The 22990-nt window shown below is 50.4% G+C and carries 25 protein-coding genes and 1 pseudogene; 10 read left to right on the top strand and 16 right to left on the bottom strand.

Annotated features, from left to right (window positions below):
• From MES37_RS16450 to MES37_RS16440, 3 genes and pseudogenes are all read right to left on the bottom strand, one after another.
• Positions 1–337, bottom strand: a pseudogene (locus MES37_RS16450) (hypothetical protein); the annotation flags it as partial.
• Positions 330–1472, bottom strand: a complete 1143-nt coding sequence (locus tag MES37_RS16445) for a phosphoribosyltransferase domain-containing protein (protein WP_237932033.1) — start codon at positions 1470–1472, stop codon at positions 330–332. The gene MES37_RS16445 and the pseudogene MES37_RS16450, both read right to left, overlap by 8 nt.
• 10 nt (positions 1473–1482) lie before the next feature.
• Positions 1483–2541, bottom strand: a complete 1059-nt coding sequence (locus tag MES37_RS16440; protein ID WP_237932030.1) for an ATP-grasp domain-containing protein — start codon at positions 2539–2541, stop codon at positions 1483–1485.
• 325 nt (positions 2542–2866) lie between these two features.
• Between MES37_RS16440 and MES37_RS16435 the strand changes: the two genes are divergently transcribed.
• The 7 genes from MES37_RS16435 to MES37_RS16405 all read left to right on the top strand — a co-directional run bounded on the left by MES37_RS16435 (position 2867) and on the right by MES37_RS16405 (position 8736).
• On the top strand, positions 2867–3448 hold the full coding sequence (locus tag MES37_RS16435; RefSeq protein WP_064548106.1) for a TerD family protein: 582 nt from the start codon (positions 2867–2869) through the stop codon (positions 3446–3448).
• Entirely contained in the window at positions 3448–4611 is a 1164-nt protein-coding gene (locus MES37_RS16430; RefSeq protein ID WP_237932028.1) for a TerD family protein, read from the top strand. Before MES37_RS16435 ends, MES37_RS16430 begins: the two co-directional genes overlap by 1 nt.
• 22 nt (positions 4612–4633) lie before the next feature.
• Complete coding sequence (locus MES37_RS16425) at positions 4634–5089, top strand: tellurite resistance TerB family protein (protein WP_064548101.1); 456 nt, start codon at positions 4634–4636, stop codon at positions 5087–5089.
• 23 nt (positions 5090–5112) lie between these two features.
• Complete coding sequence (gene terC / locus MES37_RS16420; protein WP_064548099.1) at positions 5113–6153, top strand: tellurium resistance membrane protein TerC; 1041 nt, start codon at positions 5113–5115, stop codon at positions 6151–6153.
• 49 nt (positions 6154–6202) lie between these two features.
• On the top strand, positions 6203–6781 hold the full coding sequence (locus MES37_RS16415) for a TerD family protein (protein ID WP_064548097.1): 579 nt from the start codon (positions 6203–6205) through the stop codon (positions 6779–6781).
• Between the two features lie 69 nt (positions 6782–6850).
• A complete protein-coding gene (locus MES37_RS16410) occupies positions 6851–7426 on the top strand; it encodes a TerD family protein (RefSeq protein WP_064548096.1) in 576 nt (191 codons plus the stop codon).
• A gap of 59 nt (positions 7427–7485) precedes the next feature.
• On the top strand, positions 7486–8736 hold the full coding sequence (locus MES37_RS16405) for a VWA domain-containing protein (protein ID WP_133522525.1): 1251 nt from the start codon (positions 7486–7488) through the stop codon (positions 8734–8736).
• Between the two features lie 39 nt (positions 8737–8775).
• Here the strand turns inward: MES37_RS16405 and MES37_RS16400 are convergent, their stop codons facing one another.
• The 11 genes from MES37_RS16400 to MES37_RS16350 form a co-directional block, all read right to left on the bottom strand.
• Positions 8776–9450 (bottom strand): HAD family hydrolase, encoded by a 675-nt coding sequence (locus MES37_RS16400; protein WP_064548090.1) that lies wholly within the window; start codon positions 9448–9450, stop codon positions 8776–8778.
• 114 nt (positions 9451–9564) lie between these two features.
• Positions 9565–10041 carry a WbuC family cupin fold metalloprotein gene (locus tag MES37_RS16395; RefSeq protein ID WP_064548088.1) on the bottom strand — a complete coding sequence of 159 codons (477 nt, stop codon included), beginning with the start codon at positions 10039–10041 and terminating at the stop codon, positions 9565–9567.
• 96 nt (positions 10042–10137) lie between these two features.
• Positions 10138–11208, bottom strand: coding sequence for an ABC transporter ATP-binding protein (locus MES37_RS16390; protein ID WP_237932026.1), 1071 nt, complete (start codon positions 11206–11208; stop codon positions 10138–10140).
• The gene (locus MES37_RS16385) at positions 11201–12970 is read right to left on the bottom strand and encodes an ABC transporter permease (protein WP_237932024.1); all 1770 of its coding nucleotides are present in this window, start codon (positions 12968–12970) and stop codon (positions 11201–11203) included. Before MES37_RS16385 ends, MES37_RS16390 begins: the two co-directional genes overlap by 8 nt.
• 102 nt (positions 12971–13072) lie before the next feature.
• Positions 13073–14161: an ABC transporter substrate-binding protein gene (locus tag MES37_RS16380; protein ID WP_064548083.1), complete on the bottom strand. Its 1089-nt coding sequence runs from the start codon at positions 14159–14161 to the stop codon at positions 13073–13075.
• Between the two features lie 150 nt (positions 14162–14311).
• Entirely contained in the window at positions 14312–15001 is a 690-nt protein-coding gene (locus MES37_RS16375; protein WP_064548081.1) for a response regulator, read from the bottom strand.
• Positions 14994–16646 carry an ATP-binding protein gene (locus tag MES37_RS16370; RefSeq protein ID WP_237932022.1) on the bottom strand — a complete coding sequence of 551 codons (1653 nt, stop codon included), beginning with the start codon at positions 16644–16646 and terminating at the stop codon, positions 14994–14996. Before MES37_RS16370 ends, MES37_RS16375 begins: the two co-directional genes overlap by 8 nt.
• Positions 16647–16797: 151 nt before the next feature.
• The gene (locus tag MES37_RS16365; RefSeq protein WP_064548077.1) at positions 16798–17040 is read right to left on the bottom strand and encodes a hypothetical protein; all 243 of its coding nucleotides are present in this window, start codon (positions 17038–17040) and stop codon (positions 16798–16800) included.
• Between the two features lie 211 nt (positions 17041–17251).
• Positions 17252–17401 carry a hypothetical protein gene (locus MES37_RS16360; RefSeq protein WP_162302996.1) on the bottom strand — a complete coding sequence of 50 codons (150 nt, stop codon included), beginning with the start codon at positions 17399–17401 and terminating at the stop codon, positions 17252–17254.
• Between the two features lie 137 nt (positions 17402–17538).
• Positions 17539–18333 (bottom strand): SDR family NAD(P)-dependent oxidoreductase, encoded by a 795-nt coding sequence (locus MES37_RS16355; protein WP_064548075.1) that lies wholly within the window; start codon positions 18331–18333, stop codon positions 17539–17541.
• Positions 18334–18556: 223 nt separating this feature from the next.
• Complete coding sequence (locus MES37_RS16350; protein WP_064548073.1) at positions 18557–19018, bottom strand: winged helix-turn-helix transcriptional regulator; 462 nt, start codon at positions 19016–19018, stop codon at positions 18557–18559.
• Positions 19019–19190: 172 nt separating this feature from the next.
• Here MES37_RS16350 and agp point away from each other — a divergent pair, with 172 nt between their 5' ends.
• Positions 19191–20441, top strand: a complete 1251-nt coding sequence (agp, locus tag MES37_RS16345; RefSeq protein ID WP_064548071.1) for a bifunctional glucose-1-phosphatase/inositol phosphatase — start codon at positions 19191–19193, stop codon at positions 20439–20441.
• Between the two features lie 39 nt (positions 20442–20480).
• On the opposite strand, the gene MES37_RS16340 is transcribed toward agp, so the two are convergent.
• Together MES37_RS16340 and wrbA are read right to left on the bottom strand one after the other, a co-directional pair.
• Positions 20481–20708 carry a YccJ family protein gene (locus MES37_RS16340; protein ID WP_064548069.1) on the bottom strand — a complete coding sequence of 76 codons (228 nt, stop codon included), beginning with the start codon at positions 20706–20708 and terminating at the stop codon, positions 20481–20483.
• Between the two features lie 11 nt (positions 20709–20719).
• Complete coding sequence (gene wrbA / locus MES37_RS16335) at positions 20720–21316, bottom strand: NAD(P)H:quinone oxidoreductase (RefSeq protein WP_064548067.1); 597 nt, start codon at positions 21314–21316, stop codon at positions 20720–20722.
• 390 nt (positions 21317–21706) lie between these two features.
• On the opposite strand from wrbA, the gene MES37_RS16330 reads away from it, so the two are divergent.
• Complete coding sequence (locus MES37_RS16330) at positions 21707–21883, top strand: general stress protein (RefSeq protein ID WP_034456279.1); 177 nt, start codon at positions 21707–21709, stop codon at positions 21881–21883.
• 177 nt (positions 21884–22060) lie between these two features.
• Positions 22061–22987: a DMT family transporter gene (locus MES37_RS16325; RefSeq protein WP_064548065.1), complete on the top strand. Its 927-nt coding sequence runs from the start codon at positions 22061–22063 to the stop codon at positions 22985–22987.
• Positions 22988–22990: the final 3 nt, after the last annotated feature.

Raw genomic sequence — 22990 nt, 5'->3', positions numbered from 1 at the left:
GGGCCAGACTCTGAAGTATATGCGCTTTCCATTCTTCATCCGGTTGCCCCTGAGGAGTAAGGATGACCGCGCCGTGAGTGGTGACAGCCCAGGAGCTAAAGGGAATTTGCACACGACTGATTTCTTCCGTGCCACGGGCCGTCACCGGGATCAGTTCAGCCTGTTCCAGCAGCCAGTCCACCAGCATAGACTGTTCTTCCGTCATGTAACTGCGGGGGGTAAGACTGCGGTCCAGCGCACCGGTACGGAAGGGCTCAAGCGCCAGTTCATCCACCATTTTACGGCGGGTCTGGAAAAGCGTGTCATCGAGATCGCTCAATACAACAGGTTTATTCATAGGTCACAATCTCCACAACAGGGGCAACGTCAGACAATGCGGTTAACAGCTGCTGATCTACACTTTCTGCTGGCGTCTCGGTACATAGCAGAACGCGGTCAAACTTCTGGTGGGCCACGTTATACACAAAGTTAGGGATCCCCAGACCATAGTTATCCGTGAACGCAATCGCCGACTGGATAGCAAAGCCGGTCGCGATGGGGGATCGGGTTGTGGAGCTGTAGTGAACCGTGGCTCCCTGCGCTTCAAGACGCTCTGACAGCAGGAATGGCTCCCAGACAAACTCTCCGGTTCCCAGCACCAGGACACGTTCACCCGAAAATGTCACAACATGGCGGCCTAAATCCCGGGCGGGGGTCGTCATGCCGAGCCTGCCCCAGGACTGCTTTCCGGTAACCGGAACCGCACCACGTGAGGTGACATTAACCAGCGGCATCACAGGAACTGGCGCATCCGGGAGCGGCTCCCAGTGCCACTGCCCGCTGACCAGTGAAACGGTGTTGACCGGAAGAGGGCAACGCTTAGTGAGGGCATCACCGCTCCAGTCAGTGAGTGTCACGGTCACAACCTGCTTCAGGTGAGCCAGGCGGTTGGTGTCACGCAATGCGGCCAGCAGGTTGATAAAGGTATTGCCGGTTGTCGCTTCATCATCAATCAGAACGATGGTGCGAGCCTCGCAGACTCTGCGGCGCATTTCCGGGTCATCCGGTAAATAAATGAGATGGTCTGTCGCGTGGCTGTGCTCTTCTTTAAATTCGCATAACAGTTCGCCGTCGACCGGGTGACGTGTGGATGTCAGATAAACGGACTCACTGAAGCGGTGACGGAGTTCATCAAATACCCCGGCCCCCAGACCCACGGCGGTTTCAGCCATACCGATGACGAGAACGGGACCGGTCATGCCATCAGGAAACTGCTCAGCTAACTGGCGATACACCTGACGCATAATGGAGGGTGACACCGGGATATGGCGGCCAAGCACTTTACTGACAAACAGGAATGCTCGTTTCGGGTTGCGTCTTTCAGCAATATCAAACAAATCATCCAACACAACATCCTGCTGCCCGCTGGTGACCTGAATTGTGCCGCAGGAAAGCGTACGGCGATAAACAGCATCATTATTCACTAAAGACATCATTAATCCTTCAGTTCAGTCGGTTAGTTAAATGAGTTGAATAACCGATAACATCTGTTACAGATCTCACCGTTGCTGGAACGAAATCGTTCTTTGCCATCTCAATCACTTCCGTTTTAGACATCAGACCCAGTTTATGGAATGCAAACAGGCCGGGTAAATTGACACCACTGTGTTGTGTATAGCCAATGCCGCCAGATGGCCGCATGTTAGTTTCCAGCAGAACCGGCCTTCCGGAGTTGTTATTGCGGGTTTGCACATTAACCAGACCATCTACCTTCATCGCTCTGGCACAGGCACAGGCTAACTCAAACGCTTCACCGCTGTTTTCAAGGTGCTGAAGCGCCCCTTCTTTACGACGGGCAACCGCGGCAAGCACTTCACCTTTGTCTGCAAGGATATCAACGGAATATTCAGGGCCGGGAAGATAAGGCATTAGAACCAGGGGAGTAAACGCCGGTGTTCCGGCAAGTGCTTCGATGTACTGTCCTGGGTGGACGATACGTTTCTCAGGATAATTAAAAACGTCCATGGAAGACGCATTGTCATCAAAACGCCAAAAACCCATGCCATAAATTCCTGTAACAGGTTTTACGCAAAGCTGTTGGCCTTCAAATGGAGAATGACTAAGGGAATGCTGCAATTCTTCTATTGAGTTGATGCGCAAAGATGGCACTGCCGGGAGGTGATTCTCCTCCATCACTTGTGCAAAAGTCACTTTGTCATCGGCCATCTCTAGCCACTGTGGGCCGGATGCACCGGTAGTCAGTGAAACACCTGATCCCTCAATCTCTTTCCGGTGGTTTTCAAACCACAGGCAATTACGGCCCGTATGAATGGCATTAATATCCCATTCTGCAACCGTGGAGAGGATGAAAGGCAGGCGCATTTCGGCATCTTTAGGCTCTGCCAGAGAAAAGTCGGCGACGGAAAGAATTTCATTCCGTTCATTGCGATGTGAGGCGTAAACAGTGATGTCAGTCCGCATTTTTCCCGCGAAAGACTTCATTCCCTGGATGATGTCTCTTTGCGACGATAAACCTTCCATTAGCCAAATTTTATTACTCATGTTTGCAAATTTACCTGAAGTTAGCAGCCTTTTAAGATAGTGATCCGAGTCTAAAAAGGTATAATACACTTGTCAATCATATTATGATTTACAATGATTACGTGAAATAGAGATGTATTTGTTGTGTCAACATAAGTAATTATCCTTATAAATCAATGCTATTAAATGAATTAACTGTTTTAGTTTTCAACTTGTAGTCTGAAGGAAGTACAAAACTATTTTAAAATTGGCTTGCCAGAGAACTACATCATGATATGATTTTTTTCGCAGCCAGAATATCTTCAACCCTCGTTGTTTCAGTCAATACCATTTTAAGGAAAAGAATATGGTTTCATTAAGCAAGAACCAGACGGTATCACTCAGCAAGCAATCTACTGCGCTCAGCCAGCTTAAGTTCGGGCTTGGTTGGGATCCTATCAAGAAAAAAGGGTTCCTCGGCGGCATGTTCGGTGGCAGCGATTCTATTGATCTGGATGCCGGTTGCGTCTTAATGGATAGCACCGGGAAAGCAATTGACACCGTCTGGTTCCGCAAACTGAAATCAACTTGCGGTTCAGTAGTACACAGCGGCGATAACCTTACTGGAGAAGGTGACGGCGATGATGAAGTCATCAATGTCTATCTCAGTAAGTTACCCGCGAATGTTGAATACCTGGCCTTTACGGTTAACAGTTTCCGTGGTCAGTCATTCAATGATGTTGACAATGCCTTCTGCCGTGTTGTCGACCAGTCCAATACAGAATTGGCTCGCTACAAACTGACTGAGCAAGGCTCTCATACCGGTATCGTTATCGCATCACTGCAACGTAATAACGGTAACTGGGACTTTACTGCTCATGGTCACGCATGCCGTGGTCGCACCATTGACGACATGCATGCTGATATCGTGGCAACGGTGGTCCGATAATGAACTTAATGCCCGGGGGAAATGTCCCCGTACCTTCAGAAGAACTTCGCGTTCGCATTCTCTCCGGTGGACCGGTTGATGCATCCGCTTTCCGTTTGTTTACCAACGGGAAAGTGCAGGGTGATGCGGATATGGTCTTTTATGGTCAGCCCCGTAATGACGACGCAACCATCAGCCTGGTCAGTGAAGGCAACCACTCTACCTTTACCGTGGCACTTAATCGCCTGAAAGCAGATGTACAGAAAGTCGCATTTACTGTCACCTGCGATGAGGGGCAGGTCGTGTCTGGTCTGCGCAACTTGTCAATTCAGGTTGAAAAGGGCACAGAAGTCCTGATTGCCGGCACAGTTGAACTGACTGGTCGCCAGGAAGCGGCTCTGATTTTGGGGGAACTTTACCTTCGAAATAATGACTGGAAGTTCCGTTTTGTGGCTCAGGGCTTTAATGGCGGTCTTAAACCACTGGCGGAACATTTCGGCGTTAATATTGCCGATACTCCAGCCCCGACGCCCGCACCAGCCGTTGTTACTCCACCTCCCGCTCCGGCAGCCAATAAAATCAGTCTGAGCAAGGTCTCTTTGACTAAAGAAAAACCGGCCATCAGCCTTGCCAAACGCGATAACTTCGGGGAAATCCGCATCAACCTGAACTGGAATCGCAGTAACAGTGCTTCCTCAGGGCTGCGTGGTATCTTTGGGTCCAAAGGTGTGGATCTGGATCTCGGGGCATTTGTTGAGCTTCAGGACGGGCATAAATCTGTTATTCAGGCTTTGGGTAACGCCTTTGGTGATTACCGGGATGAACCTTACGTACAACTTCAGGGTGATGACCGGACCGGGGCTGTTTCAGAAGGCGAATGGCTACATATTAACGGTAAAGAATGGAAAAACATCCGCCAGGTGCTGATTTATGCCTTTATCTACGAAGGCGCTGCCAGCTGGGATAAAACGGATGGTGTCGTGACACTCCATGTACCGGAGCAGCCACCGATTGAAACCCGTCTGACCGAGGGTGAAAACAAACGCACACTGTGTGCAATTGCACGTCTCGTTAACGAAAGTGGTTCCATCAAAGTCGAGCGAATTAACCAGTACTTTAAAGGCCAGTCCGAGATGGACCGTGCGTTTGGCTGGGGTTTTCGCTGGAGTGCGGGTTCTAAATAACACAGCAACTAAGGATTCAACAATGAGCTTTTTTGACAAAGTAAAAGGTGCTCTTAATTCAGGCCGTGAAGAGCTGACCCGTCAGGTGGGTCGTTTTAAAAATAAAAAATTCATGCAGGGTACCGTCGCGGTATGTGCACGTATTGCGGTATCGAGCGATGGCGTGAGTGCTGAAGAAAAACAGAAAATGATCGGTTTTCTTCGCTCTTCTGAAGAATTGAAGGTATTCGACACCACTGAGGTCATCGAATTCTTTAACAAGCTGGTGACCAGTTTCGATTTCGATATGGAAATCGGAAAAGGTGAAACCATGAAACACATCCTTGCACTCAAAGATCAGCCTGAAGCAGCACAGCTGGCTTTGCGTGTCGGTATTGCGGTCGCTAAAAGCGACGGTAACTTCGATCAGGATGAACAACAGGCGGTCCGTGAGATTGCCACTGCGCTGGGTTTTGATCCGGCTGAATTTGGTCTTTAAGTCTCGTTCTTTAAGAGGTAGTTATGGTTTCAACACACATCGGTTTTCCGGCGGAAACAGTCATTGTTTTCATTGCACTGTCAGTCGGGGCCATCTTCATTGACTTGTTTATGCACCGTGACGACAAGCCAATTTCGTTGAAAAGCGCCGCCCTGTGGTCTGTATTCTGGGTCGTAGTGGCGATGGCTTTTGCCGGATTCCTCTATATTCACCACGGTGCAGAAGTCGCAAGTCTCTTTGTTACCGGTTATGCGCTGGAGAAAGTCCTCTCCGTAGATAACCTGTTCGTTATGATGGCTATCTTCTCGTGGTTCTCGGTGCCGGATCGTTATCGTCACCGTGTGCTTTACTGGGGCATTATCGGAGCCATCGTATTCCGGGGTATCTTCGTTGCCATCGGTACCAGCCTCCTGAGCCTTGGGCCCTATGTGGAAGTGGTCTTCGCGATCATTGTGGCCTGGACAGCAGTCATGATGCTCAAAAGTGGCGATGATGAGGACGAAGTTGAGGATTATTCCCAGCACCTTGCCTACCGCATGGTTAAACGCTTCTTCCCAATCTGGCCGAAGCTGAGAGGGCATGCTTTCCTGCTCTCGCAGAAAGAAGTTGATGCTGAACTGGCAAAACCAGAAAACAAAGATGTGACTATTGGTCGCGGTAAGAAAGCCGCAATGTACGCCACTCCGTTATTTTTGTGTGTGGCCGTTGTTGAGCTTTCAGACGTGATGTTTGCCTTTGACTCCGTACCGGCAATCATTGCCGTCAGCCGCGAACCACTGATTGTCTACAGTGCCATGATGTTTGCCATCCTTGGCCTGCGTACACTTTATTTTGTTCTCGAAGCACTGAAACAGTACCTGGTCCACCTGGAAAAAGCGGTCATCGTGCTGCTGTTCTTTATCGCTGTAAAACTGGGGCTGAATGCGACAGATCACATTTGGAACCACGGTTACAGTATTTCGGCCACCACCAGCCTGTATGTTGTCCTTGGCGTACTGGCAGTGGGTATTGTTCTGAGTATTATGTTTCCAGGCAAACCAGAAGTAGAGAAAAAGGAGAGTTAATCTCCTGATATCATCCGACAAATTCAATAAAACGTAAGAGGGTTAATTTATGAGTGTTTCTCTTTCCAAAGGTGGAAACGTATCTCTAAGTAAAGCAGCACCTACGATGAAAAATGTCCTGGTTGGCCTTGGCTGGGATGCGCGTTCGACTGATGGTCAGGACTTTGACCTGGATGCTTCCGCTTTCCTTTTGTCACAGAATGGCAAAGTACGCGGTGACACTGATTTTATTTTCTATAACAACCTGAAATCTACCGATGGTTCAGTAACACATACCGGTGATAACCGCACCGGTGAAGGTGACGGCGATGATGAATCACTGAAGATCAAACTGGATTTGATCCCAGCTGATGTCGACAAAATCGTCTTCGTTGTCACTATTCACGATGCACAGGCTCGTCGCCAGAGCTTCGGGCAGGTTGCAGGGGCATTCATTCGCCTGGTTAACGATGATAACCAGACTGAAGTGGCTCGCTACGATTTGTCAGAAGATGCATCTACCGAAACGGCAATGTTATTTGGCGAACTGTACCGTAACGCGGGTGAGTGGAAATTCCGTGCGGTAGGCCAGGGTTATGCTGGTGGTTTGTCATCCGTTTGTGCTCAGTACGGCATTAATGCTTCCTGAGAAAAGTAACTTTTTACATAGATGGGCCAGCAAACTGGCCCAAACTAAAATGATGAACAGGAGTTTAAAATGGCAGTTTCTCTCGTAAAAGGCGGTAACGTTTCTCTGACTAAAGAAGCACCAACCATGAATGTGGCTATGGTTGGTCTGGGCTGGGATGCGCGTGTCACTGACGGTCAGGCATTTGACCTCGATGCATCGGTATTCCTGGTAGGCGAAGACGGTAAAGTGCTGTCTGACTCACATTTCATTTTCTTCAACAACAAAGTCAGCACCGACGGTGCCGTTGAACACCAGGGTGACAACCGTACTGGTGAAGGCGACGGTGATGATGAGCAGGTTAAAATCGAGCTGGCTAAAGTTTCTGCCGATGTGAAAAAAATGATTTTTGCCGTCACCATCTATGATGCAGATGCCCGTAAGCAGAACTTCGGCATGGTGAGCAACAGCTTCATGCGCGTTTACAATAACGACAACGGCACGGAAATTGCCCGTTTCGACCTGTCTGAAGATGCCTCTACTGAAACGGCTATGGTTTTCGGTGAGCTGTATCGCCATGGGGCAGAGTGGAAGTTCAAAGCTGTAGGCCAGGGCTTTGCGGGTGGTTTGTCCGCACTTGCATCCCAGCACGGCGTGAACGTCTGATAAGTAGAAATGATCTTAACCCCGGTTATCCGGGGTTTTTTTTTATGCAAGGAATGACGATGAAATTGCAACCAGGACAAAATACACTACTGCAAACCTCGATCCTCGTCCTTAATCTGGATTACCCCGCCTCCACTGGGTTTTCGGGGGAACCGGACACCTGCCTGTTTTTGCTAAATGAGCAGGGCAAGGTCAACGGTGATTCAGACTTTATTTTTTTTAATAACCTGAAATCGCCAGAAGGCGCGGTTTCGCTAACACCAGCAACTCAACAGTCATCAATACGCATCGAACTGACAAGCGTTCCGTCGAACATCCATAAAATTGCTGTCACTGTAGTCATAGACGGGAGTGACACGATAAATGGGCTACGCCAGTTGACGCTGAATGTGGACGGTGTGGCATCCTTTGAGGTCGATACCCCTGGACGCCGTGAGAAAGCGATAATTCTTGCTGAAGTCTACCGATATCAAGGTGGCTGGAAAATTCGCGCTCTGGGGCAGGGATTTAATGGTGGCCTTGAACCGCTGGCCGTGAGCTTTGGGGTTGATGTTGCAGCTCCCTCAGAACCAGCAGCGCTACCGGTTAAATCTGGCAGAATCAGTCTGGAGAAGAAGCTGGAATCCAGAGCGCCGAGGCTGGTTAGCCTTGCGAAAGAGGCAACCGTCAGCCTGGCTAAGCATAAACTGGATACTATCGAGGCAAGTGTTGCATTCGTTCTGGATGCCTCAGGTTCGATGACTGGCCAGTTTAAACGAGGGCATGTCCAGTCTGTTCTTGATCGTATCGCGGTACTGGCCGCTCAGTTCGATGATGACGGAGATATGGATCTCTGGGGCTTTGCTGAGCGGCATCGTAAGTACCCGGATGTGACACTGGATAACCTGGACGGTTACATTTGCGCCATCCAGCATCCTGGTAAGCGCTCATCGTGGGAAATATTGCCCGGGCTTGGCGGGACTAACAACGAGCCACCTGTCATGGAAGAAATTGTTGATTACTACCGCGACAGCAAAATCCCCGTTTATATTGTCTTCATCACTGATGGCGGCATCAGTAAAACCCGGGCTATCAAAGATGCCATTCGTCGTTCGGCAAACTATCCCATTTTCTGGAAATTCGTGGGCCTTGGCGGAACTAACTACGGCATCTTGAAAAACCTGGATGATTTTACCGACCGTAGAATCGACAATACACATTTCTTTGCGATGGACGATTTTGCATCAGTGGCCGACGATAAACTCTTTGACCAGTTGCTGGAAGAGTTCAGAACCTGGCACGAACAGGCGAAGGCACTGAAGCTTCTTTGACGCGGCTAAGCTGATTAAAAACGTCCTGCGGGGCGTTTTTTAACCCTTGAAAGAGGTCGCTTTAAGTCGTGTTATCGCAGCCCTCTTCCTGTCCCAATTGGGATGGAAGTGACGCCAGTGTGCATCTTTTGCCGCCGCCAACAATTCATAATCCCCACGGGTATCTCCCCAGGCACGAAGATGATATTGATCCAATGAGCCGTATATCGCTTCCAGCCGGTTGATTTTCTGTATACAGCGACAATTGTGCCCGGTAATACGACCCGTCAGAATACCCTTCTCGCTTTCCAGTTCGGTGCCAATAAGCTTAACCCCGAGTCGTTCAGCAAACGGTTGAAGCACGAGTTTCGGCGAGGCTGAACATAACGTCACTTCGACACCAGAAGACACTTCAGACGCAACGGCCAGTAAGCCAGAGGCTCTCATCAGGCGTTCCCAGTAAAGATTGCAGTAGAGCTCGGCTTTCTCCTGGACCCACTTTTCTTCAATGCCGGTGAGGAACGTTGAAATCAGGATTTCTTTGAGTTCGTCACGCGTCAGTTTACGCCTCAGGCACTGAATAGAGGGCATGGCGAGCTTGATCAGCCTGCGGGTAAAAAATCGATTGCCAAAGGCAAAACGCAGGAAGGGGATAAAGCTGTCATGCCGGGTAAGCGTTCCGTCAAAATCAAAAACGGAAAGGACCTTTTTGTCAGTCTGGTTTGAAGTACTCATATTGGGTTCGTTATGATTTGTCAGATATTCAATATTTTATCACCTGCACAGTATTGCTCATAGCCCGCACATGAAAGCGGAGCAGAGCAATTCACTCTGCGCACTGCTTTTGTCTTACACGCTAAAACGACGATCGCCAACCTGTGCCAGTGCGTACCACTGCATCAACTCGGCTGTTCCTTCTTCACCTTCAGCAGGCGCCCAGCTGGCTGCATCTTGTTCCGCAACGGGTTGATAGCCACCCTGCTTAACTTCAAAAATCACTCCGCCACTATCCAAAGACAGCACGGCATGCCAGGTTCCGGCACTCATCTCCAGCGCCTTACACTTCTCACCCAAAACAACGCGATGAGTCACAGTCCCGTGGTCATCAAAATTCAACACCAGGAAGCGTCCACTTAAAGCGAACAACAGCTCAAAAGTGTGTGGGTGACGATGCGGACGAACGTAAGTGCCAGGCTCCATAGCCACGGCAAGGCGCTGCACCGGGTCAGTTAATTCAGGGTGAAAATTACGGTGCGCACGCAAGCGGGGGGATTTTGCTGCCGCTTCACTTTGCTGCTGCATATCGCTGAGGGTAATTGTTTTCATGTAGGCCACCTAAGGTCAGGAGTTGTGAACTCCTTTATTCTCGATGACGCAGATTAACAGCAAAAAAAAGCGCCGCGAAGGGCGCTTGTCGCGACTTTAGGATTTAGGGAAAATCCAGACATGCTTTTCAGGCAAGGCCAGATGGCAATACTGCGGATCGCGGACCTCATTGCCATAGGCACGGATAACAAAATCGTCGCCTGAAGTACGGAACAGATATTCCCAACGGTCGCCGAGATACATGCTGGTTAACAACGGTAACTCGAGTTGGTTTTCACCCGGCCCGCTCACCAGTTCTACTCGTTCCACACGGATAACCGCAGTGCCTTCCTGGCCGGCTTGTACACCAGCCCCAGCCAGCCCCCACAACGCCCAACCGCTGCCTTCAATACGTGCTTTCCCATCGCGGACTTCAGTGACTTTGCCGTGCAGGCGGTTATTGCTGCCCATGAATTCTGCGGTAAACAGCGTTTTCGGTGAGCCGTACATCTCCTGTGGCGTACCTTGCTGTTCGATTTTGCCGTTGTTAAGCAGCAAAATACGGTCGGAAATCGCCATCGCTTCGTTCTGATCGTGGGTCACCATCAGCGCCGACAAGCCGAGTTTGATAATCAGCTCGCGCAGGAATACGCGGGCTTCCTCGCGTAATTTGGCATCCAGGTTGGAAAGCGGCTCATCCAGCAGAATAACCGGCGGGTTATACACCAGCGCCCGGCCAATCGCCACACGCTGTTGCTGCCCACCGGAAAGCTGATACGGATGGCGTTTACCCAAATAACCCAGGCCGAGTTGATCCAGCACCGCCTGCACACGCTGGGTTATTTCAGCGGACGCCACTTTGCGCAGTTTCAACGGATAAGCCACGTTCTCAAACACGGTTTTGTGCGGCCACAACGCGTAAGATTGAAACACCAGCCCGAGATTACGTTCTTCGGCAGGGATCTCACTGCGCGGTGTGCCGTCGTAGACTTTGTTGTTGCCAATGACAATAGCGCCCTGGGTGGGCTTTTCCAGCCCCGCGACGGCACGCAACAAAGTCGTTTTTCCGCTGCCAGAAGGGCCGAGCAAAGAAACCACTTCGCCACGTTGCAAATTCATCGAAACGCCTTTCAGCACCGGGTTGTCGCCGTAGGTTAAATGCAGATTGTCGACCGATAATTCAATCATGTAATTTGACTCCAAAGCGAAGGGCAATCCCCAGACCTACTACCACCAGCAGGATGTTAATAAACGAAAGTGCAGCGACAATATCAATGGCACCGGCTGCCCACAGGGAAACCAGCATCGAGCCGATGGTTTCAGTCCCTGGCGAAAGCAGGTACACACCGGTTGAATATTCGCGCTCGAAAATCAGGAACATCAGCAGCCATGAACCAATCAGGCCATAGCGCGATAACGGAATCGTCACGTGGCGCGTAATTTGCCCACGTGTGGCCCCGGTACTGCGCGCCGCTTCTTCAAGCTCTGGCCCAACTTGCAGCAGTGTTGAGGAAATCAAGCGCAAGCCGTAAGCCATCCACACCACGGTGTACGCCAGCCAGACGCTGAAAATGGTGCTGCGCAAGGAACGTAACCAAACCACCAGGTTATCGCGCAGCCATTGCGACCACGGCATGCCGGAAAGCCAGCCAGATTTCAGCGCGTTATCGAGCCACATCGGCAAGAACAGGAACACCCACAGGAATGCCAGCCCCGCCAACAACCCCGGAACCGCACGTGGCACCAGCACGCTGTAATCCAGAAAACGTGTGAGGTTGTCTGGTTTGCGGTGCATGGCGATGCCGATAAACAGATAACATCCCACCGCTAACGCGCCGCCGATCACACCAATCGCCATCGAGTTGACGATGGCTCGCAGCAGATTCGGTTGCTCCCAGATACTGCGGAACGTGTTGAGTGACAGCTCATCCCAAATGGAAACACCGACGCCCCAGTTAGATATAAAGGCGCGCAGTACTACGCCAAGCAACGGAACGCCAATGGTGACGGTCAGCCAGAATGCCACCACCGCACCCGCCACCCAGCGCCATTTACCCAACGGCAATGCCCGAGCCTGGGACGCTTTACCTTTCACGGTGACGAAACGGTTGGCGGTGCGCATCAGGCGGCGTTGCAACATCACCAGCGGGATGGTGATGCAAATCAGCACCACCGCAACGGCGGCCATCAAGTGATATGACGGGGTGCCAAGTTTATTGGTCAACTGGTACAGATAGGTCGCCAGCACCATATTGCCTTCCGGGTCGCCCAGCACCAGCATCAGGCCGAACACTTCCAGACCGAGGAAGAACAGCAACACCGAAGCATAGAGAATAGAAGGGCGCACCATCGGCAAGCTGACTGCCGTCATCACCTGCAATGGCGATGCGCCTGCTATGCGTGCGGCTTCTTCCACATCTGAACCCACACTGCGCAGTGCCGAGGAGATATATAAATAGGCGTGCGGAACGTGCGTCAGGCCCGCGATAACCACGATGCTCGACATATCGTAGATATTCCACGGCACGAAACCGAGAATCGACTGCGCCCACAGCGAAAAGAAACCCACCGGACCGGCGGCAACGACATAGCCAAATCCCAGCACCATCGGCGAGACAAAAATCGGCACCAGGATCAGTGGCTCAATCAAGCGTCTGCCGGGTAAATCGGTACGCACCATCAGGAACGCCAGAATACCGCCCAGCGGAATGGCAATAATCACCAGCCCGAATGCCAGAATAAAACCGCTTTTTAGCGCTTTATAGAAATCCGGATCGGTAAAAATAAAGCCGAAGGATTCGAGGCTCCACTCTTTAGATGGCGCAAAGAACGGCGCGGAAAGAAAGCTCTGGATAACGATAAACGACAGCGGAATGTAGATAACCAGCGCGGTTAGCAACACGACAACACCGCGCGGCAGGCTCTGCCATTTTCTGAGCAATGCACTCATATGACTTCCCTTAGCATGAATGTCGGATGTCGCTAACGCTAATCCGACCTACGACTGGCCGTTGTAGGGTGGATAAGCTAAGCGCCATCCACCACTTGTCTATTATTTGGCCGCTGCGGTACGCCACTCTTTGATGTAATCCAGGCGTTTTTTAGGTTGCAGATACTCAAGCAGGCTTTCGTCAACCGGGATGGGTTTGAGCGCTTTACCTAACATTTTGGTCATACCATCAATGTCGTTTTTGCCTTCGATATCATTGCGAATTGACGGGATATCAGCCTGGTTTGCCAGAATGCTCTGTCCTTTCTCAGACAGCACATAGTCCAACCACAGTTTCGCGGCATTGCTGTTTTGCGCCTGCTGGCTGATGAACGAAACGCGCGACAGTACCAGGGTGTAATCCTTTGGATAAGAGATACCCAGCGATGGGTCGGTTTTAGCGCGGGCTTCGGCATAAGAACCGAGGATGTTAAAACCAATCAAGTTTTCGCCGGAAGACACGCGTTCCATCATGGTGCCGGTAGATGACTGAACCGCTAAGCCACCTTTGGCGACATCAGCCAGCGTTTTGAAATAATTCGCATCGGCTTTGGAATCCTGAACCGAAAGCATAAAGCCGAGGCCAGACTTCTCGATATCGTAGGTGGTGACTTTTTTGCTGAACTTGTCGGGCTGGCTGGCAATCAGTTTTGCCAGTGCGGTATGGGAATCTGGAACTTCATTTGCCGGGATCTGGCGTTTGTTATAGATAAATACCACCGGCTCATAAGTGGTGCCGTAGGCTTTGTCTTTCCACATGGCCCATTTCGGCAACTGGCCCTGCTCAGGGGATTTATATTCCTGCGCGTAGTCGACTGCCAGTTTCAGCGCGGTATCCATTGAAGAGCTCCAGACCACGTCACCACTGGTGCCACCCGCAGCCTGTTCACTGATATAACGGTTGTACAGTTCGGTACTGTTCATATCGTTATATTCAACTTTAATCCCTGGATAAGCGGCTTCAAACCCCTGAATCAGCGGGCCTGCGGCTTTCGTATCAGTGGTGGAATAGATAACCACTTTCCCTTCTTTAGTCGCCGCATCGACCACTTTTTGGTAGTCAGCCGGGTAGCCTTGAGGTAACGCAGACATGGCAGAGGAAGACATGAGTACAGCGGCAGTAATCAGAGAGATGCGTAATTTATTCGACATTATTTTTAACCTTCTAGTTACATTTGAGAAACTAGAGGCCAACATATCGCAAAGCAAATCACAGGCAATAGGGGGATTTTTTTATCTTACCGAATTGTGATTCGGGGCTTTTTTTAGGCAATTAACACCATTAAAACCACGAAACAGGGTTTACGCCTTGCGGTACAACCGCCGTGGATGGCCGATATTCCCGTACTGCATCTCAACCTCGATAAACCCCATCTCCACGCAATACTCCAGATAACGGCGGCAGGTTGTCTTGCTGATCCCCACTTCTTCAACCACCTGTTCTACAGCCCATGTCATATCCGGCTTTGCGGTAAAAATACGCTGCACCCGCTCCAGCGTACTTGGCTCAATCCCTTTGGTTGACGGAGCCGACGGGGTATTGATGGTGGGCAGGTTAAAAAGCCTGTCCAGCGCGGTTTGATCCACGACTTTCACATGGCGCAGTGTCTCGACCAGCTGCATAAAACGCTCGAGCGAACTGCGCAAACGGTGAAATGAAACCGGCTTGATAATGTAGTCAAACGCACCGCTGCGCATCGCGTGGCTACAGGTCTGCATATCGCTGGCGGCGGTGATGAAAATTACTGAACAATCGAAACTTTTCAGCAGCGGGCTATCCATTAACTCCACGCCCTGGCCATCGGGCAAATAGTTATCGAGCAGCACTAATCTCGGTTGATGTAACTCCAACAGACTGCGTGCTTGCTCAAGCGTCGCGGCGATTCCCACTACGCTCAGCCGAAAGTTTTGCTCGATAAAATCACGATGCAAACCGGCGAGATACGGTTCGTCTTCGACAATCACGACATCAAACGCGCTGTGGTTATTCATGGTGCTGTCCTGGGGAAACAGTAGCCGGGAACGGGATAAACACTGAAAATATCGTACCTTGCGGTGAATTGTCTGTGACTTCGATACTGCCGCAGGCCTGGTGAACGTATCCCGCCACCAGATACAAACCGATGCCATGATCGGAGCCTGCCATTTCATGCAGATTGGACGGTTTGCTGGAAATACCTTGCTCAAAGATATGCGGCTTGAGCGCGTCATCCACGCCGACGCCCTGATCGGCCACTTCAATCACTAATTCCTGATTACGGTCCGAAATATAAAGCTCTACCGGCGCGGAATTGTTTTGTGCTTTCAACGTGGCATCCACGGCGTTATCCAGCAAATTGCCAATCACTGACATCAATGCCGTTTCGTTAATGCTGGCGGGAATGCGGTTTAACTGGCAAGCCGGGTCAAACGCCAGCTCAATCCCTTTTTCCCGCGCGCTGACGAATTTGCCCAATAACAGGCCACACAAAGCCGGGGAGGTGAAGCGTGCCGAGACAAAATCCAGCACTGCTTGTGCGCCTTCCGATTGCGCCTGAATGTAGCGCATCGCATCGTCATAACGCTGCATTTGCAACAGACCCGCCAGTGTTGCGGTCCAGTTCAGTTGTTCATGGCGCATGATGCGCAGGTTGTCGGCGTAACGCTTTACCTGACTCAACTGGCTGCTTAACGTATTGATGTCGTTTTTGTCGCGAAAACTAAACACCCAACCACTTTCAGTACCGGGTTCCAGTTCAATAGGCACCCGGTTGACTATCACCTGGCGCTGATTTAACACGATGATTTGGTCATGGAAACTGCCGTTTCCTGCCCTGTCGCTTTGTGCGAAAAAGGTGGGCGGCGTTTGCAAAATGTCTTCAAGCGGTTTGCCGATAAGATCTTTTTCCGGCTGGCGAATATCCAGTAATTCCCTGGCGGCACGGTTAATTAAGATCAGCTGTTTCTCGGCGTTAACCGCAAATATTCCTTCATACATTGCTTCCAGCAGGGCTTTTTGTTGTAGCACCAGTAGTGCAATATCTTTCGGTTCAAGCCAGAACATTTGCCGCTTCACATTGCGGCTAAATATCCATGAAAAAATAAACAACAGGATTAACAGCAGCAGGCCATATAACCCCGCTTGCCACAGCAGTCGCGCATTAATATTGGCAATATAAGAGGTGAGATAGCCGACTGAAACAATGCCAATTACTTGATTATTGGCATCCAGAATCGGGGCTTTACTGCGCAAAGAGACACCGATGCCGCCCTTGCGCATCGAAATAATGGTTTTCCCCTGCAAAACCTCGGCGTTATCACCACCAATCATCGGCAGATGCAGGCGCTCCGGTGATTCTGAGTGATACAGATGGTTCTCACGGACATCGCCAATCACGATATAACTGGCATCACTTTGATTGCGTAACGGCTGAATCAAACGCGCAATGCCTGCGACATCACGAACGGCAACTTTATCCGCAAGCCCTGGCATCAACGCAATTTCACTGGCCTGAACGCGGGCGCGCTGCCCAAGGTCGCGATGCTGTTGGCGGTCAATAACATGAAATAAGATGGCGCCCAACATGGCTAACAGCAGGCATGAAAACCCCACCAGAGATAAAAAGAGTTTCACCTGAAAAGGTAATCTGCGTTTCATACAATTTGCTGCGGAGTCCGATAAAAGAGGCACATCGGCGCAGACTAGCATGGTGAAATTGGGAGGGTAATCGGAGTGTTATGGAGTTGTGAACTCGCAATGGCTAAACCTTAGCCATTGCGATAAATACTCAATCGGTGCGGGTAGGAAATCAGTACTTCACATCGCGAGCGGCATCACGGCCATCTTGCTTATTCTCGCGGTGGTCCTGGCGGCAATCGGCATTACCGAACACACCATTACGGCAATCTTGTTTAACTTCGCGTGATTCCTGGCGAACGTCCTGGCGCAAATCACGCGCGTCACGGCGTTGGCCGGCCTGCTCGGTTGCCTGTGCAGGAATAGCGGTCATCAGAGTGGTACACGCAAGCAGCATCCATAGAGATTTTTTCATGGTAAATCCTCAATATCGGTGAATCGCGCCAGTACGGGGATTCAAAATGCAAAAATTGATATTTCCGTTTTGGCAGGGAGGTATTTTCATCAAAAAGAGAGCCGCTTGCTGCAACTAATTCATTTAATAAAAAACGTAATAGCCATTGAATTGAGAAAAGCCAGAAGGGAGTTAGCAAGATGCTGAAGTAAAACGTTTACGTCGAGGGGGATTAATCCAGGTCTACTTTCAGTATGTTCTCGATCAAATGCACCGTTTCCGAAAGGTGATGGAGAATGTTGTTGGTATCAAGCAGGAGTGCGCCCCAAAACATCAGGATCAGCATCAGTGCAGCGATAGCAGAGTAATTAAACATTTTCATGACATTTTTTGGCAACAGTGAATGTTGTTACTAATTATATCAATCGCTGTTGAACCTCAATTAAACGAGCTGACTTTTACACAATTATTCAAAACATCAGGTAGGCAAAACAGCGGGACGAATCCCGCCGTTTGGGCTTATTTTTCCTGATAACGCGGAGCGGGAACGCCGGTCAGACAGCTTTCGAAAATAGCCAGACGAGCTTTTTCGTAAGTTTCCCAAAGAGTTAAATCGTGTAGCGCAGGGATCGTCACCGCTTCACCTTTATCCAGCCCCACTAACGCAGCATCAACCAGGTTTTCGCCGGTCATGATGGCAGCAGGTGGCAGGTCTTCCATTGATACACCAGAGACATCCCAAATTTCCGTTGCGGTTATTGCTGGCAACATGGCCTGAACACGCACGTTACTTCCAGCGACTTCTTCTTGCAAAGCACGGGTGAAATTCAACACATAACCTTTGGTGCCGCTATACACCGCGCTACCCGCGCGAGCATGCAATGAAACCACCGACGCGACGTTAATAATGGTGCCGCTATCTTGTGCCTGAAAACGGGCGAGTGCGGCGAGGCTCAGGCGGGTCAACGCGGTGATATTCAACATAATGTCCGCCTGATGTAACTCGGCGCTGCCGGCGGTAAACGGCGCGATATGCGCGGTTCCGGCATTATTAACCAATATTTCTATGCGTTCGTTACTGCGTAACGCTTCTTCCACTGCCTGAATACCGCTTTCATCTGCAAGGTCTGCGGGGAGTGTTTGAACGGAAATCCCATGCAACGCTTCCAGTTTGCTGGCCAGTTCACGCAAGCGATCTTCGCGGCGCGCAACCAACAACAGATCGTATCCGCGAGCGGCGAAGCGCTCTGCATAAACCGCGCCAATGCCAGAAGATGCGCCGGTAATAACTGCAACAGAAGGTGAAGTGCTCATGGTAAATCCTCGTCGGTGAAAGTAAGTTGGTTTCATAATGAAACTACATTAAAAATAGTTTGAGTGGTTTCATAATGCAACCAAATTGCGTGTCTTTTTTTATTTCTGCATTAGATTGAATGCTTACAGAAGGATTAAGAGATTGATAATAAAAGGGAAGGGGTGGATGTCGCTTACGCTAATCCATCCCAGGCAGGTCGGATAAATGCCGCGTCTTCCGACATTATGTTGGCTCTACCGCAACATCCGGGCGCTGGGCAACCACCTCGGCGGGTGTCAGCACACGGCCATCCTGCGCTTGCAGCATCAATTTGCGCAGCGGTTGATGGAGTTCATCATCAACCAGCACACTGCATTTTTCGTGGCTATCAAACAGATAATCGCCACCCCATTGCGCCAGAGCGACCAGCACGGTTTGCAGCGCACGGCCCTTTTCCGTCAACACATATTCATGCCACGCGCTGCCGTCAGCGGCCGGGCGCACGGTCAAAATATCCTGCTCCACGAGTTGTTTAAGCCGTTGGGTGAGCATATTTTTGGCGATACCGAGGTTTTTCTGGAACTCACCAAAACGTGTCAGGCCATTTAAAGCATCGCGCACGATAAGCAGCGACCACCAGTCGCCAATAATATCCAGTGAGCGGGCAACCGGACAGATACTGCCTTCCATACTTTTGCGTTTCATAAATCCTCCATTGGCAAACAGCCAGATAGTTTTATTATAAAACCTATTTTCTGGGCTGAGTAGTTTTCCTTTCTTCATTGCCCATTTTGCGATCGGCTCATAAGGCGATTTGGGTTTTTTCTGCCAAAATGAATGCTGCGCTTTTGTGTAATAACATCTTGAGGATTAAGGGATGAATAAAAAAACGATAGCGGTTTTACTGGCAATGGCTTATTTCGCTCCTGCGTTGGCGCAAGCCGAAACGCCCCCGCAGGGTTACCAACTTCAGCAAGTGTTATTAATGAGCCGCCATAACTTGCGGGCACCGCTGGCGAATAATGGCAGCGTACTGGAGCAGTCCACCGCGCAATCCTGGCCGCAATGGGATGTTCCTGGCGGCCAGCTGACCACCAAAGGCGGCGTGCTGGAAGTGTATATGGGGCATTACATGCGCGAGTGGCTGGCGGAGCAGGAACTCGTGAAAAGCGGCGAATGCCCAACGCCACAAAGCGTGTACGCTTACGCTAACAGCTTGCAGCGTACCGTTGCTACTGCGCAGTTCTTTATCACGGGGGCGTTTCCTGGTTGTGATATTCCTGTCCATCATCAGGAAAAAATGGGCACCATGGACCCGACCTTTAATCCTGTCATTACCAATGATTCGCCGGAATTTAAACAAGCCGCCTTGCAGGCGATGGAAACCCAACGCGAGCACTACAAACTTAACGACAGCTATCAGCTTCTTGAGCAGATCGTCGGCTTCAAAGACTCTCCGGCTTGTAAAGAAAAACAGCAGTGCGATTTGACCGCCGAGAAAGATAAATTTAGCGCCAATGTGAAGGAAGAACCGGGTGTGAGTGGCCCGCTAAAAGTGGGTAATTCACTAGTTGATGCCTTTACCCTGCAATATTACGAAGGCTTCCCGCTGGATAACGTTGCCTGGGGGCAAATTAAAACGGCTGAACAATGGCGAGTATTATCACAGCTGAAAAATGGCTATCAGGATACTTTGTTTACCTCACCACAAGTCGCGCGCAACGTGGCGGCACCGTTGATTAAATATATCGAGAAAGCCTTCACCGGTTCGGCGGCAAAAGGGCCAAAAATCACCTTGCTGGTGGGGCATGACTCTAATATTGCCTCCATGCTAACGGCACTGGATTTCAAACCTTATCAATTGCCTGGACAATATGAACGCACGCCTATTGGTGGGAAAATCATGTTCCAGCGTTGGCACGATGCCAACACCAATCGTGATTTGATGAAGGTGGAATACGTGTATCAAAGTAGCGAGCAATTACGCAAAGCCGAGGTGTTAAGCCTGCAACAACCGCCACAGCGTGTGACGCTGCAACTCAATGGTTGCCCGACGGATGCGAATGGTTTTTGCCCGTGGGATAAATTTACTGAGGTGTTGGCGCAGAGTGTCAATCAGGTGAAATAGATCAGGGATAAACTCCCCCGCACCAGCGGGGGAATCTGGCTACACGTTCTTGCGCTCGATGGTTTGCTCGCCCCAAAACAGCGAGTCTTTATCTGTTCTTTCAAATGCCAGCGACAGCACCTCGTCGCTACCATTTTCCCAAATTTTCTCAGCCATTTTTTCGTCGTATTTTGCCACTTCGAAAATAGCCTCTGCTATTTCAGGAGATGTGTTTCTCAAACTGGCCCATTCACCTACATGATGAACTTTGGATTGTTGATTCTGCATGTTCTCCTCCATTAACCATTTAATTTAACTGCTAAACCTGCCACGTATTCGCCCTGGTAACGCGCAATCGACAGCTCTTCCTGGCTTGGCTGGCGCGAACCGTCAGCACCGGCAATCGTTGTGGCACCATATGGCGTACCGCCGCGAACCTGCGAAACATCAAACAATTCTTGCGCAGCGTAACCGATTGGGACAATCACCATCCCGTGATGCGCAAGAGTTGTCCATGTGGATGAAATGGTGTGTTCCTGGCCGCCGCCGGTGCCAGTCGAGCTAAATACGCTGGCAAGCTTGCCGTGCAGACCCCCTGATGCCCAAAGGCCGCCGGTCTGATCGAGGAAGGTGCGCATCTGGCCGGACATATTGCCAAAGCGGGTAGGGGTGCCAAAAATGATAGCATCGTAATCGGCAAGCTCTTGTGGGGTGGCTTGCGGAGCATGTTGCGTTTTACCCCCAGCCTTTAAGAAAGCCTCTCCTGACATGGTTTCCGGGACGCGTTTTACCGTCACTTCCGCACCATCAACTTTCTGCGCACCCTCTGCCACTGCTTGTGCCATGGTTTCGATGTGTCCATACATTGAATAATAAAGCACCAGAACTTTAGCCATTTCGCATCACTCCTGTCTTGACGCAGCGTTTGCTGCACTGAATTAAAGATATGTGCTGTGGCAGGAACTGCAAACCGGAGTGCCAATTAGTTGATCTTTAACAATCTGCGATGCAAACGGAAGGAATGTCGCATTACGTCACATTTTCATATGGTGACTATTTCATTAAAAATAAGAATATCTTATGGATTGAGCGGCTAAAAAATCACCCATTCCGGCGATGACATGTTGCAAAATATTACGGTTAACTGGTGAATTACCCAGTCTGCACTAAGCTTATCCCCACGCGGCAGGTAATACGTTGTCCATTTGAAGCCGCGCGGTGAAAGATTACTCTTTGACTGAATGCAATATGATGACTTAACTATTTCACCAATCTGGAGGTTAGAAATGGCAAACCATCGTGGTGGTTCAGGTAATTTCGCTGAAGACCGTGAAAGAGCATCAGAAGCAGGTCGTAAAGGTGGCCAGCATAGTGGCGGGAACTTCAAGAATGACCCGCAACGCGCCTCAGAAGCAGGCCAAAAAGGGGGCAAAAATAGTCACGGCAAAGGCAGCAGCAAGTAAATCTGCCAGGCTTTCGCAATTCGCTAAGTTATCTGTTTTCCCTCTTAGATAGCTGATTGCCATCCCCACCGCCGGTTATGACCGGCGGTTTTTATTTTCCCACTCCCATTGCAGCACATAACGCCTGCACGCAAACTAGTGACCTTCTTTGTCACGCTCGAATTTCCTGGTATTTCCATGTCTGCTTTATTGCGCCGTTACTCGCTTGCTATCAAACCTCAAGAAGCCATTTTGATCCTCATCACCATGTTCTGGGGTGGGACGTTTCTTGCGGTGCAATACGCCATGACGCTGAGTGGGCCATTCTTCTTTGTCGGTCTACGCTTTGCCACCGCAGCGCTGGCAGTGGCGCTACTGTCGTTGAAAACGTTACGCGGACTGACCTGGCTTGAAGTGAAAGCTGGGGTGTTTATTGGTATTTCGATTGCTATCGGTTACAGCATGCAGACCTGGGGTCTGCAGAGCATACCCAGCAGCAAATCGGCCTTTATCACTGCGATGTATGTTCCGTTAGTGCCGGTGTTGCAATGGATTTGTCTGGGTAAAATGCCGGGAATGATGTCCTGGATTGGTGTTGGGCTTGCCTTTATCGGCCTGATTTTCCTCGCCGGGCCAGACGGCACATCGCTCACGCTGGGAGCCGGTGAAATCATCACGCTAATCAGCGCGCTGGCGATTGCCGCTGAAATTATCCTGATTAGCGCCTGGGCCGGTAAAGTCGACATAAAACGCGTAACTATTGTGCAGCTTGCCACTGCCTCCATTGTTGCGTTTGCCACCATGATCCCGGCGGGCGAAAGCGTGCCTGCCTTCACGCCTGGTCTGCTGGTGATTGCGTTAGGGCTGGGGATATTCAGCGCCATTATTCAGGTGACAATGAACTGGGCACAGCGCAGCGTTTCGCCGACTCGCGCAACGGTTATTTATACCGGCGAGCCAGTATGGGCGGGGATTTTTGGGCGCTTAGCCGGCGAGCGATTACCGGTGCTGGCGTTACTGGGCGGCGCGTTGATTGTGCTGGGCGTTCTGGTTAGTGAGCTGAAACTCAAGCGCAAGCTTCAGCGTAAGAAAGCGGCACCGCTGGCGGTGCCTGAGAATGAATGACAA

The organism is Buttiauxella sp. S19-1 (genome assembly GCF_022134725.1).
Lineage (GTDB): Bacteria > Pseudomonadota > Gammaproteobacteria > Enterobacterales > Enterobacteriaceae > Buttiauxella > Buttiauxella ferragutiae.
Note: the sequence above shows the minus strand (reverse complement) of the source record. Positions and strands in the feature narration are given on the sequence as shown.

Coding starts and splice junctions, on each gene's coding strand:
- MES37_RS16330 (WP_034456279.1), top strand. CDS start 21,707: ATGGCAAACCATCGTGGTGGTTCAGGTAATTTCGCTGAAGACCGTGAA.
- MES37_RS16405 (WP_133522525.1), top strand. CDS start 7,486: ATGAAATTGCAACCAGGACAAAATACACTACTGCAAACCTCGATCCTC.
- MES37_RS16340 (WP_064548069.1), bottom strand. CDS start 20,708: ATGCAGAATCAACAATCCAAAGTTCATCATGTAGGTGAATGGGCCAGT.
- terC (WP_064548099.1), top strand. CDS start 5,113: ATGGTTTCAACACACATCGGTTTTCCGGCGGAAACAGTCATTGTTTTC.
- MES37_RS16355 (WP_064548075.1), bottom strand. CDS start 18,333: ATGAGCACTTCACCTTCTGTTGCAGTTATTACCGGCGCATCTTCTGGC.
- MES37_RS16445 (WP_237932033.1), bottom strand. CDS start 1,472: ATGTCTTTAGTGAATAATGATGCTGTTTATCGCCGTACGCTTTCCTGC.
- wrbA (WP_064548067.1), bottom strand. CDS start 21,316: ATGGCTAAAGTTCTGGTGCTTTATTATTCAATGTATGGACACATCGAA.
- MES37_RS16395 (WP_064548088.1), bottom strand. CDS start 10,041: ATGAAAACAATTACCCTCAGCGATATGCAGCAGCAAAGTGAAGCGGCA.
- MES37_RS16350 (WP_064548073.1), bottom strand. CDS start 19,018: ATGAAACGCAAAAGTATGGAAGGCAGTATCTGTCCGGTTGCCCGCTCA.
- MES37_RS16385 (WP_237932024.1), bottom strand. CDS start 12,970: ATGAGTGCATTGCTCAGAAAATGGCAGAGCCTGCCGCGCGGTGTTGTC.
- MES37_RS16375 (WP_064548081.1), bottom strand. CDS start 15,001: ATGAATAACCACAGCGCGTTTGATGTCGTGATTGTCGAAGACGAACCG.
- MES37_RS16325 (WP_064548065.1), top strand. CDS start 22,061: ATGTCTGCTTTATTGCGCCGTTACTCGCTTGCTATCAAACCTCAAGAA.
- MES37_RS16415 (WP_064548097.1), top strand. CDS start 6,203: ATGAGTGTTTCTCTTTCCAAAGGTGGAAACGTATCTCTAAGTAAAGCA.
- MES37_RS16365 (WP_064548077.1), bottom strand. CDS start 17,040: ATGAAAAAATCTCTATGGATGCTGCTTGCGTGTACCACTCTGATGACC.
- MES37_RS16370 (WP_237932022.1), bottom strand. CDS start 16,646: ATGAAACGCAGATTACCTTTTCAGGTGAAACTCTTTTTATCTCTGGTG.
- MES37_RS16430 (WP_237932028.1), top strand. CDS start 3,448: ATGAACTTAATGCCCGGGGGAAATGTCCCCGTACCTTCAGAAGAACTT.
- MES37_RS16435 (WP_064548106.1), top strand. CDS start 2,867: ATGGTTTCATTAAGCAAGAACCAGACGGTATCACTCAGCAAGCAATCT.
- agp (WP_064548071.1), top strand. CDS start 19,191: ATGAATAAAAAAACGATAGCGGTTTTACTGGCAATGGCTTATTTCGCT.
- MES37_RS16410 (WP_064548096.1), top strand. CDS start 6,851: ATGGCAGTTTCTCTCGTAAAAGGCGGTAACGTTTCTCTGACTAAAGAA.
- MES37_RS16440 (WP_237932030.1), bottom strand. CDS start 2,541: ATGAGTAATAAAATTTGGCTAATGGAAGGTTTATCGTCGCAAAGAGAC.
- MES37_RS16360 (WP_162302996.1), bottom strand. CDS start 17,401: ATGAAAATGTTTAATTACTCTGCTATCGCTGCACTGATGCTGATCCTG.
- MES37_RS16390 (WP_237932026.1), bottom strand. CDS start 11,208: ATGATTGAATTATCGGTCGACAATCTGCATTTAACCTACGGCGACAAC.
- MES37_RS16425 (WP_064548101.1), top strand. CDS start 4,634: ATGAGCTTTTTTGACAAAGTAAAAGGTGCTCTTAATTCAGGCCGTGAA.
- MES37_RS16400 (WP_064548090.1), bottom strand. CDS start 9,450: ATGAGTACTTCAAACCAGACTGACAAAAAGGTCCTTTCCGTTTTTGAT.
- MES37_RS16380 (WP_064548083.1), bottom strand. CDS start 14,161: ATGTCGAATAAATTACGCATCTCTCTGATTACTGCCGCTGTACTCATG.